This window comes from Brucella pecoris (genome assembly GCF_006376675.1).
GTDB lineage: Bacteria > Pseudomonadota > Alphaproteobacteria > Rhizobiales > Rhizobiaceae > Brucella > Brucella pecoris.
The window spans coordinates 232,005-244,538 of the sequence record NZ_VEWK01000004.1 but is presented as its reverse complement, the minus strand read 5'-3'; the positions used below and the strand labels follow the sequence as shown (position 1 = coordinate 244,538).

The window sequence follows — 12,534 nt, the reverse complement described above, 5'->3', positions numbered from 1 at the left end:
GCGAGGCTTCACCCGGCTGCTGGATCTAGAGCGGTTCCGGTTTAAATGGAATCGTCGGAACCGCTCTATCTATTTGTTTTCACGCATTATCCGACGCAAAACCGCTTCGCACTTTTGCTGGAAATGCTCTATTTTCGATCCAGCCGGTCGGTGAACCAGCGGGTCAGCTTGATCCAGACCTCGTCCTTTTCGGCGGCATCCTCGATCCCATGTTCAAGATTGGGATTGTCGTTGACCTCGATCACCACCACGCCATCATCCGTTTCCTTCAGATCGACGCCATAAAGTCCGTCGCCTATGCAGCGCGCTGCACGCAGCCCGGTTTCCAGAACCGGTGGCGGCGCATCTCCCAGGGCGTAGGAACGAAACCCGCCTTCCAGCGGCTTGCCGCCCGTATCGTGCTTGACGATCTGCCAGTGGTTCTTCGCCATCATATACTGGCAGATGAAAAGCGGTTTGCCATCGAGAACGCCGACACGCCAGTCGAACTTCGTCGGCATGTATTTCTGTGCCAGCAGAAGATCGCTATCCTCCAGCCATAATGTGGCGAGTGCTTTCAGCTCGGCAAAATCCTTCACCTTCTTCACGCCGCGCGAAAATGACGAATCCGGTATCTTGATGACCAACGGAAAGCCGAGCGTGTCGGCAGCCCGCTCCAGATCCTCCTCGCCCGCGATCATCACCGTCGGCGGAACCGCCACGTCGTTAGCCTGCATCAATTCGTGCAGATAAACCTTGTTGGTGCAGCGGATCATGGAAATCGGATCATCGATCACCGGCATGTTTTCCTGCTGCGCCCGCCTGGCGAAACGGTAGGTATGATTGGAGATCGACGTCGTCTCGCGGATGAACAGTGCATCATAATTGGCAAGTCGCGGCAGATCACGCTTGCCGATCGGTTCCACTTCCACACCAAGCCGGGCCGCAATCCTCGCCCAATGCTTCAACGTCGACACGGTCGATGGCGGCATCGCTTCCTTCGGATCGCACAGCGTCGCGAAGGAATAGCGTGCCGGGACCTTTGGGCGCGCCGCGCGCCACTCGCGCTGTGTATAGCGATCAAGCGCCTCTTCGAAGCGTTCCTTCTGAGTTTTGGAGAACTTGGTGATATTCGCAAAGGCGATCTTCTGGATCCGCGCCCATTCACCCGGCTTGACTGTGACCTCCAGCGACGGAGCGCGGAACCAGTCGAAGAGCAGCCGGCCAAAGCGCTCAAAATCAGGATTTTCGGCAAGGCCGAAATGCACATGGATCGTTTCCGGTGCTTTTTCCGGATGCTTGCCAAGTGCCTTGTTCAGCATGTCTTCGAGCTCGGGAATGGCGTTTTCATAAAGCCGCCGTTCCGACAGATCGATCATGGTTTCCACGGAGGGAATGATGCGATGTCCCCGCGCTTCGGCCAGAAGCGAAGCGTAATAGCCGCGGCTCTGATAGGCGTAGGAGCGCGACAGGTTGATGATGCGCGGGCGCAACTGTCCATTGAACAGCGCAGGATGCGCGAGATAGTCGCGCGTGGTCATGACCTTGTGCGGCGTCGCCCCATTATCGATATCCGAGAGGCGCCCTACCAGAATGACGCAGATCGTCATCAGTCCGTCCTTTTTTCCAGAATAACGGCTGCCCTGAGCCCATCACTGCCGAACCGCGCGATGCGGTCGAAAATATGGAAGGGAACAGGGACGTTTGCAGCATCGGCGATGGTTTCGCCGAGCTCTTCCTCCACCCAGGGGTCGTGAATGAGAATGTGGCGCCCGTCTTCACCATGGGCAAGCACCCAGTGCGGCACTTTCTTGCCGAACATAAGATAGCCGCTGATCAACACGATTACTGCCGCCCCGCGGCGCAGAGCGTCCAGAATGTCGTGCAGCGTGAAACCACGATAGTCCACCGCGATGGCATAGGCTTCCGTGCGCTGGCGAAAGTCGGTCTGGGCCAGTTGCATGATCTTGCGTTTTTCTTCCGAACGCACCGATTGCAGGAAAAGCATGTCCTCGATGGATACGATGATCGACGCTTTCAGACCGCGCTCATGCGCAGCGACCGCAAGTCCGAAAGGCTCGCAACCGCCCGGCCCCGACATCATATAGATCGTCGTTGCATCGCGCCAAAGGCGGACTTCCAGCACGGGATCGAGCCGCGTCTCCCGATTGTGTCGGGCAAGCACCATCATCAGGCAAGCCGCACCGCAGGTAAAATCGGTCGTCTGCTCGTAATAGGGAAAGGCTGTGACCGGTGAAATGTCGCCGCGAACCGTCTTTTCGAAACGCAGCGCATCCGAATGGTCCGCGTAGTAATCGAGATAGCGTCCGATGGGGCGGTAATCGTGCCGCTTGTAAAGCGAAATGGCACGTTCATTATCCTCGCGCACTTCCAGCCGCAGCAACGGACGATCGTGGTCGTAAGCTGCCGTTTCCGCCGCCTGCAGCAGGAGAGAGCCGACGCCCTTGACCTTAGCCTCCGGATCGACGGCTATCGAGTAAAGCCGTGCAAGCGCAGTGCCATGACGAAACAAGATCATCGCATAGCCGATGACCGTCCCGTCCATTGTTGCAACGATGGTTTCTGCGGTCGGTCGCGCGATGAGGGCGCGAAATGAACGGCGGGAAATTCGGTCTGTCTCGAAACAGCGCTCTTCGATGCGCAGGAGCGCATCTATGTCGTCTGCCGTGGCCTTGCGCGTGGTTGCGCCTGTCATCTTTTGGCCTTTGCAAAGGGATCGTTACGACCCGGTCGAACACCAACAATTGGCTTATTCGAGGCAAAAGACAAGCGCCCGGACCGTGGCAAAATTATGAGTGATTTTCACCGCCCGATCCGCTTCGAAAGGCTTATAAATTCAATTACTAATTGCATTTTTTAAGAGTACCCTCATTAACCATTAATTAAGAAGTCGGATGGTCCCGAGGCGAACTGAATTGACTCCGGAGTATTTCAGCCATTAACGTTTCGTTAATAAATGAGTAACTGGCGAAAGCCAAAGGGCGTTGAGTATGTTTTGCGTTGTTCGCTCGACCACAAAGATTATGGCAGCCGCCGGTTTCGCGGCCTCGCTGCTGATGGCAAGCTTTGGTGCACAAGCCGCCTCCGGCGACTTCATGCAGACCGGCAAGCTGACATCGCAGCCGATCGGACATTATGAATTCTGCAAGCGCGAAGCCAAGGAATGCGGCATCACCAGCCGCGACACCCGCGCGCTGCAACTCAACCATTCGAATTGGCAGCGCATCGTCGAGATCAATCTTGCGGTCAATGAAAGCATCAAGCCGATGACCGACATGGAAATCTACGGCGTTGAGGAATACTGGGCTTATCCGACCACCGTTGGTGACTGCGAAGATTACGTATTGCTGAAGCAGCGTGAATTGCAGAAGGCAGGCATCCCGATTACCGATCTTCTGATCACTGTCGTTCGCAAGCCGGACGGCGAAGGCCATGCGGTCCTCACCGTTCGCACGGATCGTGGTGACTTCGTTCTCGACAATCTGACCGACGAAGTCATGCGCTGGAACGAGACGGATTATACCTATCTGAAACGTCAGGCCGCCAGTGATACCGGTCGCTGGGTCACGATCGAAGGCCCGGACAATCTTCTCGTCGGCGCAGTGCACTGATATCGAAACGTCCCGATTGATTTTGAAGATGGTCCCGGAATGTGTTATTCATTCCGGGTCTAAAAAGGAGAGGTCGGTGCGGTTAGCCCGATCCCCGTTGCAAAGCGGGTCCTGGCCTTCGCAATTGCTTTCATTTCGGCACATGCGTCGAGTCCCTTGACCTTCCACTCCGATGCAATGGTGCATTGGAGAACAAAGGTCTTGGTCATGAAACAGCAAATCTCCGTCATTACACTTGGTATCGTCGATCTTGAGCGCTCGCGTCGCTTCTACGCCGAGGGTTTCGGCTGGGTGCCCGTTTTCGAGAATGAAGAAATCATCTTCTACCAGATGAACGGTTTCGTTCTCGGAACCTTTCTGAAAGCCTCCCTCGAAGTCGATATGAACCGCGGCGGTCTTCTGCAGCCCGGCGCATTTTCCCTAGCGCACAATGTGGAACAGAAAGCGGATGTTGCGCCGCTGATAAACCGGCTGGTTGAAGCCGGTGGCAAACTGTTGCGGTCTGCCGATGCACCAGTCCATGGCGGCTTTCGTGGCTATGTCGCCGATCCCGACGATCACGCCTGGGAAATTGCCTGGAACCCCGCCTGGGCCATAGACGAGAATGGCTTGGTAACATTCGGGATATAAACCCGATGAGATGACCACAGGGCGCTTTTCGCGCCCTGTGGTTCATAAAGATGCGACTATTGGGGACCGCATGACAAAAATCTATTTCATCTCGCATCCGGAAGTGGTGATCGATCCCGCAAAGCCTGTTCCGTCATGGAGCCTGTCGGAGCGTGGCATTGAACGCATGCATTTCTTTGCCAGCCAGCCAGAGCTGCAATCGATCAAATCGATCTGGTCCAGCAGCGAAACAAAGGCGATTGAAGCGGCTGAAATTCTGGCTGGCGCATTGGGACCGAGCCCATCAACGGACCACCGCTTTAACGAGATCGACCGCAGCGCCACCGGCTTCCTACCTGCCGAACAACACGAGATTGTCGCCGACCAATTCTTTTCAGCGCCTGAAACGAGCATTCGTGGTTGGGAGCGGGCCATTGATGTGCAAAGGCGCACCGTAGAAGGTTTCGAAGCATTGAAACGACCGACAGCCTCCGGGGATATCGCTATTGTCGGCCATGGCGGCGCCGGGACGATCCTTCTTTGCCATCTGGCCGGACTTCCGATCAGCCGCCAGTATGACCAGCCCTTTCAGGGTCATTGCTGGTGCTACTCATGCGAAGACAATGCCATCCTCCATCACTGGGTGCCGATAGCGCCACGCTGACTGCTCTGACCCCAGTTCAGGCTGCAGAAACCAGCCTCTCCGCGCCCATGCGATAGGATATGGCGCTGGCCAGATGGATGCGGCCGACTTGGTCGCACCCATCCAGATCGGCCAGCGTGCGGGCGACCTTGAGAATGCGATGATAGGCGCGGGCGGAAAAACGCATCTGCTCGCTTGCGTCGCGCAAAAGTGTGAGACCGCCTGCATCCGGCTCGGCGACTTCCTCTATCAGCTTCGCCGAACAATAAGCGTTGGTCATGGACGGTTCCAGACCACGCGCGGAATAACGCGCGGTTTGTATTGCGCGGGCACGGGCGACGCGTTGCGCGACCGTCTCGCTCGATTCCGATCGGGATGGCTTGATGAGATCGAAGGCGGAGACAGCAGGCATGTCCACACGCAAGTCAATACGGTCGAGAAGTGGGCCTGAAATGCGCGCCTGATAGTCGGCCTGACAACGCGGCCCGCGTGCGCAGACATGTCCGGGTTCACCGGCCATTCCGCAGCGGCAGGGATTCATGGCCGCGATCAGTTGAAAGCGCGCTGGATAGCTGGTGCGATGATTGACACGGGCGATGAGGCATTCGCCGGTTTCGAGCGGCTGGCGCAGCGAATCCAGAACCTGCGGCGAAAACTCTGGAAACTCGTCCAGAAACAACACGCCGCTATGCGCAAGCGATACCTCGCCGGGCCGCGCGCGCAGTCCGCCGCCAACCATTGCCGCCATCGAGGCCGAATGATGTGGCGCTCGGAACGGTCGGCGATCCGATAGTTTTCCACCCGAAAGTTCACCTGCTATTGAGGCGACCATCGACACGTCCAACAACTCGCGCGGGGAAAGGCGGGGCAGAATGGATGGCAATCGCTGGGCAAGCATGGACTTGCCTGATCCCGGCGGCCCGACGAGCAGCAGATTGTGATTGCCCGCTGCCGCGATTTCAAGCGCACGCTTGGCGGTCTCCTGCCCCTTTATGTCGGCAAGATCGAGTTCCGTTTCACCGGAAATCCGCATGGATGGTTCCGGCCGGGTCAGGACCTGCGTACCACGAAAATGATTGGCGAGGGCGATCAGGCTGCGCGGAGCCAATATGTCGATACCAGCGCCCGCCCAGGCCGCCTCCGGCCCGCAGGAATGCGGGCAGATGAGCCCTTTCTCATCCCGGTTCGCGCCGATTGCAGCAGGCAGAACACCTGCCACTGATGTTATCGAACCGTCGAGCGAGAGCTCACCCAGAACGAGATAGGACTGGATCGCATCCGCCGGAATGGCGCCGATTGCCGCCATAAGACCGACAGCAATGGGCAAATCATAATGCGACCCTTCCTTCGGCAGATCGGCAGGCGCCAGATTGACCGTCACCCGCTTGGTCGGCATCGACAGGCCAGAAGCATGCAATGCCGCTTGTACACGCTCACGGCTCTCTGCCACTGCCTTGTCTGGCAGTCCGACGATGGACATGCCCATCTTGCCCGGCGCAACCATCACCTGCACGTCGACAGGCACAGCCTCTATGCCTTGAAAAGCAACCGTTCCAACCCGCGCGACCATGTGCCCCCGCTCGCCACGCACCACATCTCTTAAGTGAGTAAATCCTCAAATACAACTTAAAGAGTTAAGCACGGACGAGCGGCAAGTTCAAGAACGTTAGGAGAACAAATTAACGCTTGGATTCGACCGCGTCCCAGAACAGGGCTGCAATATTGGTTCCGTCAAAGCGCTGGATTTCGCGGATACCGGTTGGAGAGGTGACATTGATTTCGGTCATGTAGTCGCCGATCACATCGATGCCGACCAGAATGAAGCCACGCTCTTTCAGTGATGGGCCGATGCGTTCGCAAATCTCGCGTTCCCGCGGCGTAAGCTTGCTCTGTTCGGCACGCCCACCGACATGCATGTTGGAACGGGCATCCGTTTCCGAAGGCACGCGGTTAATTGCGCCGACAGGTTCGCCATCGATCAGGATGATGCGCTTGTCACCAGCGCGCACGTCTTTCAGATAGCGCTGTGCAATGAAGGGTTCCCTGAAGAGCTGACCGAACATTTCCAGAAGCGAGGTGAGGTTACGGTCACCATCGGCCAGATGGAAGACGCCCGCACCGCCATTACCGTAAAGCGGCTTCAAAATGATGTCGCCGAACTCGCGACGGAAATCCATGACTTCCTGCGGATCCTTGGTGATGAGCGTTTCCGGCATCAGGTCAGGAAACTCCGTCACGAAGATTTTTTCCGGGCTGTTGCGCACCCATGCCGGATCGTTGACCACCAGTGTTTTCGGGTGAATCCGCTCCAGAAGATGGGTGGTGGTGATGTAGTTCATGTCGAACGGCGGGTCCTGACGCAGAAGCAACACATCCATTTCCGACAGATCACGGCGCACCGCTTCGCCCAGCGTATAGTGATCACCCTTTACGTCGCGCACTTCCATTTTTTCAACACGCGCGGAAACGACACCATCGCGCATTGAAAGCCGGTCGGGCGTATAATGATAAAGCTCATGCCCGCGTTTCTGCGCCTCGAGCGAAAGGGCGAATGTGGTATCGCCAGTGATATTCACCGTGCTGATATGGTCCATCTGGACCGCGACTTTGAGAGCCATGATTTCCTCGCGATTCGAAGTTGCGGGAAATCTAAAACGGAATGATCAGGCAACATAGTCCTTTCTCTCAATCCGCCTTGGACAGCGGCTGTGCTTTTCCAATGTGTGAAGTTCAACTGGATCGGCTTTCATCCGTTGTCTATGCTGGTTGTAATCGGTTCGTCCGTTTCGGGAGGAAAAATTGACCGTCGTTAAAACTACCCTGTTTGCTGATCATGTAGCGCAACTCGGCGAAGGCCCCGGCTATGATCCTCTGAGCGGAAACGTCTGGTGGTTCGACATCCTCGGCCAGAAACTGATCGAGAAAAACTGGGACAGCGGCGAAATCCACATCCACGCCCTCGGCATGAAAGCCAGCGCCCTTGCCGTCATCGATCGCGACCGGCAGTTGATCGTCAGCGAGCATGGATTGTTCATTCGCGAGCGCTCCAATGGGCGATTGTCCCTTCATTATCCGCTTGAAGCCGATAATGAAGTCACCCGTTCCAACGATGCGCGCGTACATCCATCGGGATCGTTCTGGATCGGGACAATGGGCAAAAAGGCCGAGACCGACGCAGGCTCGATCTGGTGGTATCGCGAGGGCCAGGTAAAAAAGCTTTTCTCCGGCATTACGATCACCAATTCGATCTGCTTTTCTCCCGACGGAAAAATCGCCTATTTCGCCGATACGGATCGCAATATCATCTGGCGGGTCGACACTGATCCAGAAACCGGATTGCCGATATCGGACAAAAGCGTCTTCCATCACCGGGCCGAAGAAGGTGGCGTCGACGGATCGGTTGTGGATGGAGAAGGCACGCTGTGGAATGCCTGCTGGGGCGGCAGTTCGCTCAATGCCTATTCACCGCAGGGGCACCTGATCCGTTCCGTTTCGCTGCCTGTCCGGCAGCCCTCCTGCCCGGCATTCGTCGGACCGGATGCAACGGTGATGATCGTGACGAGCGCCAATGAAGGGCTTGATGAAGAGGCCCGCCGTTCGGACCCTCATGCTGGGAAGGTGTTGCTGCTCGATCTCACACTTGCCGGGCGGCACGATCCGCCGGTCCGGCTTTAGAGTGCAATTAGAGCGCGTTTCGATCTGATATGATCAGATCGGCGCTCTAACTTCTTCTATTTCAAGCATAATCTTATCGATCCTCGTTTCACTCCGGTCGGATTATGCTCTAAAAAGGGCCCTTCCGGGCCCTATGATTTCAAACACCCTCGACGATCATGATCTCGCCGTCGGCAACCGTCTGGCGGATCGCCTTCGCCGCCTGATATTCCGGCGAATTGTAGCAATCGAGCGCGTGTTGCATGGTCTCGAATTCGATGATCACATTGCGAGCGCGGCCCTGCCCCTCGACCGCCTCAGCCTTACCGCCGCGCGCGATGAAATTTGCACCATAACGCTCAAACGCAGGTTTCGCCGTCGAAACATAGTCCTTGTATCGCTCGGGATCACGGACATCGACACGGGCAATCCAATAGGCTTTCGTCATACTCTCTCCTCCGATTTCTTTCACGCAACCGAGCGCATTTCGTCGAGAATGGCAAGGGCTGCGGCTTTGCGATCAACCGCACCGACGATCGGGCGGGCAACGACCAGATGGCTGGCACCGGCCTTCAAGGCGTCGGCAGGGGTCATGACCCGTTTCTGGTCGCCGACTTCTGCACCTGCCGGACGAATGCCAGGCGTCACGATAGCCATGTCAGACCCCACTGCCTGCCGAATGGCTGCCGCTTCGACGGCGGAAGCAACGATGCCGCCCATACCCGCCTCGCGCGCTTGGCGGGCGCGTTTCAGCACCAGCGTTTCCGCATCGTCAGAATAACCGGCTTCCTGCAGGTCGGCATTGTCCATCGAGGTCAGAACCGTCACGCCCAGAAGGCAGAGGTCCGATCCCTTTGCGGCTTCGACCGCTGCCCGCATCGCTTTCGGATAAGCATGCAGGGTGAGCATGGAAACACCCATCTTCGCAACATTCTCAACGCCCTTTGCAATGGTGTTGTCGATGTCGAGCAGCTTCATGTCGAGGAAGACTTTCTTCTTCGCCGCGACAAGGCTCTTTGCAAAGTCGAGACCGCCCGCAAAAACCAACTGATAGCCGATCTTGTAGAAAGAAACGGCATCGCCCAGCTCTTCGACGGCCTTCTCAGCCTCGGCAATGGTCGGCACGTCGAGGCCCACGATCAAATGATCGCGCAAGTGTGTCGTCGTCATGAGAGTCTCCGTGGTGATTTTTACTCTCTTCGCACAACAATGCCCGATACGAAAGATGACGGTGTGGCGAATCCGAAATTCGTATCACTTTAGAGCCGTGTTACGAAAGAAAGGGCATCAGTTTTTTGCTTCTTCCACCCGCTCGATAAGACTGCGGCAGACGGCAGAGAGCATTCTGGCGCTGCGCTCTTCTTTCAATGTTCCATCCTCGTTGAACGCTGCGGACGCATGCCCCACCGAGCATTGCTCGGTGACGATCTGCACACCGACATTCATCAGAACCGCACGCAAATGGTAAAGTCCACGCATCCCGGCGAACATGCCGTCAGAGCTGGAGCACAGACCGACCGTCAGACCGGCATAGGGCTTGAACGGCCTATCCCCGTCCCTGGAAATGCGGCTCACCCAATCGATGGTGTTTTTCAGAAGTGGCGGGATCGAGGCATTATATTCCGGCGAGCAGATCATCAGCCCGTCCTGTTCCGCGAACAGGCGTCCGAGGCGCATGGCGTTCTCGGGAACGCCATGCTCATTCTCCAGATTCTGATCCATGATCGGCAGCGGATAATCGGCAAGTGTGATGCGCGTGACCTGCGCCCCCTGTGCCTGCAGTTCCTTTTCAGCAGCATCCGCCATATGGCCGGAGAAAGCGCCTATGCGAACTGAACCCGCAAAAACGAGAATACGTGCGGTCATACCGGAACTCCGCAATGAAAAATCTAGACCAACGGACTGCGATAAACCCAAAGCTGAGCCGGTGGCACGTTCCGCACCACGAAATCATAGTGCTGGACAATATAATTGCCACGCCCAGCGGGAACCGGCGGCAAGGGACCATAGGTGATCTGTATCAGCGGACGTCCGCGCGGAACACGCGAAAGCAGGCTTTCCACCAGCTTAATGCGCTGATCCATCGGGAAATTGAGCATCGGCACAGCAGAGATGATGCAGTCGAATTTCTGGTCCTTCTTCTCGCCCAGCGCAGTGTCGAGATCGAATGCATCACCCTGAATGATATTGACCTCTGGAAAGGCCGTATTCAGGTGATCCACGAAGTCCTGCGAATATTCGATGGAATAAAGGTCGGCCGGTTTGACACCCTGTTTCAGGATCGCCTTGGTAATAACACCTGTGCCGGGTCCAAGCTCCAGAACCGGAAGACCGGAGCCGGTGTCGATGACGCTTGCCATACGGCGCGCGGTAATGGAGCTCGTCGGCAAAATAGCGCCGACCGCTTTCGGCCCGTCTATCCATCCCTTGAAAAAACGGATCTCCTCATCGAACTTAGCGGCCAGTTTCCTGCCGAGCTGTCCTGCCATGCTTGCTGCTCCCATTGTCGTTATTGGACAAGTTTATGCCGCTTTGAATTCCCTAAGCAAGGCGGGAATAAGGAAAAGAACAAAAAAGGGAGCCCAAAGGCTCCCTTTATTACTCTCCGATACCTTCGAAGAACTCTTTCATCCTTGAGAAGAACCCGGCTGATTTCGGGCTGTTCTCTTGCGAAGAAAGTTTTTCGAACTCTTCCAGCAGTTCACGCTGGCGTTTTGACAGGTTCTGCGGCGTCTCTATGTCGATCTGTATATAAAGATCGCCGACTGCCGCCTGTCGCAAAACCGGCATGCCCTTACCCTTGAGGCGGAACTGCTTGCCGTTCTGCGTGCCGTCCGGAACTTTGACCCGCGTCTGTGTGCCATCGAGTGTCGAAACTTCGAACTGCCCACCCAGCGCCGCTGTCGTCATCGAGATCGGCACCTTGCAATAAAGGTCGGAGCCGTCGCGCTGGAAAAATTCATGCGGCTTGACCGACAGGAAGATATAAAGATCGCCCGACGGACCACCGCGCGTTCCAGCTTCACCTTCGCCTGCGAGACGAATACGGGTTCCATCTTCGATACCAGCCGGAATGTTGACCGAAAGCGAGCGCTCCTGAGTCACACGGCCCTGACCATGGCACTTGCCGCAAGGGTCCTTGATGATCTGTCCGCGACCGTTACAGGTCGGGCAGGTACGTTCCACCGAGAAAAAGCCCTGAGCAGCGCGAACACGGCCCGAACCCGAACACATTGTACAAGTGGTCGGCTGAGAACCGGCTTTGGCACCGGAGCCAGAGCATTCGTCGCAAGTGATGGAGGTCGGAACGCGGATCTGCGCAGTCTTGCCGGAATAGGCTTCTTCCAGCGTCACTTCCATATTGTAGCGCAGATCGGCGCCGCGTTCGCGTCCACCATTGGAGCGACGGCGACCGCCGCCCATCATCTCGCCAAAAATATCTTCGAAAATATCGGCAAACCCACCGGCTCCACCGAAACCACCACCGCCAAAGCCGTTGCCCATGCCGCCATTTTCAAAGGCAGCATGACCGAAACGGTCATAGGCTGCGCGCTTTTGCGGGTCTTTCAGCGTTTCATAGGCTTCGCCGATTTCCTTGAACTTGCGTTCCGCATCCGGATTGTTCGGATTGCGATCCGGATGGTACTCCATGGCGAGCTTGCGAAAGGCGGTTTTGAGCACCTTATCGTCTGCAGTTCGCTCCACACCCAGAGCTTCGTAGTAGTCGATCTTCATCAGTTCGTTATCCCGGCGACAGGAACGCGCCTTTTGCTTTCACGGACATCGTATCCCGAAACCGGTCCCCAGATTCGTGCGACACGCCCCGAAGCGTTCAACACTTGTCAGGGGCCAGCGTTTCCAATTGTTCATTTATCGAAGCACCATCCGACACACTATGTCGGAGCGACACTCCGGGTTCCAGCATCAACACCCACTTTGCCCGAAACCGTCTCATGCTCATCAAGATGTATGCAGGCCAGAGCGACTTTTCAAACAGAAGCTGATTTTCCCGATACT

13 protein-coding genes are annotated in these 12,534 nt (G+C 56.6%); 4 read left to right on the top strand and 9 right to left on the bottom strand.

Features of this window, described 5'->3' with window-relative positions; translation table 11 throughout:
* Positions 1-128: 128 nt before the first annotated feature.
* Positions 129-1,589, bottom strand: coding sequence for a RimK family protein (locus FIB18_RS10135; protein ID WP_140020589.1), 1,461 nt, complete (start codon positions 1,587-1,589; stop codon positions 129-131).
* Complete coding sequence (locus FIB18_RS10130; protein ID WP_140020588.1) at positions 1,589-2,695, bottom strand: peptidase C39 family protein; 1,107 nt, start codon at positions 2,693-2,695, stop codon at positions 1,589-1,591. Before FIB18_RS10130 ends, FIB18_RS10135 begins: the two co-directional genes overlap by 1 nt.
* Positions 2,696-2,990: 295 nt before the next feature.
* Between FIB18_RS10130 and FIB18_RS10125 the strand changes: the two genes are divergently transcribed.
* From FIB18_RS10125 to FIB18_RS10115, 3 genes are all read left to right on the top strand, one after another.
* On the top strand, positions 2,991-3,611 hold the full coding sequence (locus FIB18_RS10125; RefSeq protein WP_109987061.1) for a transglutaminase-like cysteine peptidase: 621 nt from the start codon (positions 2,991-2,993) through the stop codon (positions 3,609-3,611).
* A gap of 207 nt (positions 3,612-3,818) precedes the next feature.
* Complete coding sequence (locus tag FIB18_RS10120; protein WP_140020587.1) at positions 3,819-4,241, top strand: VOC family protein; 423 nt, start codon at positions 3,819-3,821, stop codon at positions 4,239-4,241.
* A gap of 70 nt (positions 4,242-4,311) precedes the next feature.
* Positions 4,312-4,884, top strand: coding sequence for a histidine phosphatase family protein (locus FIB18_RS10115; protein ID WP_140020586.1), 573 nt, complete (start codon positions 4,312-4,314; stop codon positions 4,882-4,884).
* 16 nt (positions 4,885-4,900) lie between these two features.
* On the opposite strand, the gene FIB18_RS10110 is transcribed toward FIB18_RS10115, so the two are convergent.
* Positions 4,901-6,433: a YifB family Mg chelatase-like AAA ATPase gene (locus tag FIB18_RS10110; protein WP_140020767.1), complete on the bottom strand. Its 1,533-nt coding sequence runs from the start codon at positions 6,431-6,433 to the stop codon at positions 4,901-4,903.
* A 109-nt stretch (positions 6,434-6,542) separates the two neighbouring features.
* Positions 6,543-7,481 carry a glutathione synthase gene (gshB, locus tag FIB18_RS10105; protein WP_140020585.1) on the bottom strand — a complete coding sequence of 313 codons (939 nt, stop codon included), beginning with the start codon at positions 7,479-7,481 and terminating at the stop codon, positions 6,543-6,545.
* Positions 7,482-7,662: 181 nt separating this feature from the next.
* On the opposite strand from gshB, the gene FIB18_RS10100 reads away from it, so the two are divergent.
* The gene (locus FIB18_RS10100) at positions 7,663-8,538 is read left to right on the top strand and encodes an SMP-30/gluconolactonase/LRE family protein (RefSeq protein WP_140020584.1); all 876 of its coding nucleotides are present in this window, start codon (positions 7,663-7,665) and stop codon (positions 8,536-8,538) included.
* Between the two features lie 139 nt (positions 8,539-8,677).
* Here FIB18_RS10100 and FIB18_RS10095 read toward each other — a convergent pair whose 3' ends face one another.
* The 5 genes from FIB18_RS10095 to dnaJ all read right to left on the bottom strand — a co-directional run bounded on the left by FIB18_RS10095 (position 8,678) and on the right by dnaJ (position 12,252).
* On the bottom strand, positions 8,678-8,965 hold the full coding sequence (locus tag FIB18_RS10095) for a DUF1330 domain-containing protein (protein WP_105543043.1): 288 nt from the start codon (positions 8,963-8,965) through the stop codon (positions 8,678-8,680).
* 20 nt (positions 8,966-8,985) lie between these two features.
* Positions 8,986-9,687 carry an orotidine-5'-phosphate decarboxylase gene (gene pyrF / locus FIB18_RS10090; protein WP_140020583.1) on the bottom strand — a complete coding sequence of 234 codons (702 nt, stop codon included), beginning with the start codon at positions 9,685-9,687 and terminating at the stop codon, positions 8,986-8,988.
* A gap of 117 nt (positions 9,688-9,804) precedes the next feature.
* The gene (locus tag FIB18_RS10085) at positions 9,805-10,383 is read right to left on the bottom strand and encodes an NADPH-dependent FMN reductase (RefSeq protein ID WP_140020582.1); all 579 of its coding nucleotides are present in this window, start codon (positions 10,381-10,383) and stop codon (positions 9,805-9,807) included.
* A 23-nt stretch (positions 10,384-10,406) separates the two neighbouring features.
* A complete protein-coding gene (gene pmtA / locus FIB18_RS10080; RefSeq protein WP_140020581.1) occupies positions 10,407-11,006 on the bottom strand; it encodes a phospholipid N-methyltransferase PmtA in 600 nt (199 codons plus the stop codon).
* A gap of 109 nt (positions 11,007-11,115) precedes the next feature.
* On the bottom strand, positions 11,116-12,252 hold the full coding sequence (dnaJ, locus tag FIB18_RS10075) for a molecular chaperone DnaJ (protein WP_140020580.1): 1,137 nt from the start codon (positions 12,250-12,252) through the stop codon (positions 11,116-11,118).
* Positions 12,253-12,534: the final 282 nt, after the last annotated feature.

What these genes read in the sequence shown, in the direction of transcription:
- FIB18_RS10135 (WP_140020589.1), bottom strand. Translation starts at nt 1,589, where the DNA reads ATGACGATCTGCGTCATTCTGGTAGGGCGCCTCTCGGATATCGATAAT.
- FIB18_RS10130 (WP_140020588.1), bottom strand. Translation starts at nt 2,695, where the DNA reads ATGACAGGCGCAACCACGCGCAAGGCCACGGCAGACGACATAGATGCG.
- FIB18_RS10125 (WP_109987061.1), top strand. Translation starts at nt 2,991, where the DNA reads ATGTTTTGCGTTGTTCGCTCGACCACAAAGATTATGGCAGCCGCCGGT.
- FIB18_RS10120 (WP_140020587.1), top strand. Translation starts at nt 3,819, where the DNA reads ATGAAACAGCAAATCTCCGTCATTACACTTGGTATCGTCGATCTTGAG.
- FIB18_RS10115 (WP_140020586.1), top strand. Translation starts at nt 4,312, where the DNA reads ATGACAAAAATCTATTTCATCTCGCATCCGGAAGTGGTGATCGATCCC.
- FIB18_RS10110 (WP_140020767.1), bottom strand. Translation starts at nt 6,433, where the DNA reads ATGGTCGCGCGGGTTGGAACGGTTGCTTTTCAAGGCATAGAGGCTGTG.
- gshB (WP_140020585.1), bottom strand. Translation starts at nt 7,481, where the DNA reads ATGGCTCTCAAAGTCGCGGTCCAGATGGACCATATCAGCACGGTGAAT.
- FIB18_RS10095 (WP_105543043.1), bottom strand. Translation starts at nt 8,965, where the DNA reads ATGACGAAAGCCTATTGGATTGCCCGTGTCGATGTCCGTGATCCCGAG.
- pyrF (WP_140020583.1), bottom strand. Translation starts at nt 9,687, where the DNA reads ATGACGACGACACACTTGCGCGATCATTTGATCGTGGGCCTCGACGTG.
- FIB18_RS10085 (WP_140020582.1), bottom strand. Translation starts at nt 10,383, where the DNA reads ATGACCGCACGTATTCTCGTTTTTGCGGGTTCAGTTCGCATAGGCGCT.
- pmtA (WP_140020581.1), bottom strand. Translation starts at nt 11,006, where the DNA reads ATGGCAGGACAGCTCGGCAGGAAACTGGCCGCTAAGTTCGATGAGGAG.
- dnaJ (WP_140020580.1), bottom strand. Translation starts at nt 12,252, where the DNA reads ATGAAGATCGACTACTACGAAGCTCTGGGTGTGGAGCGAACTGCAGAC.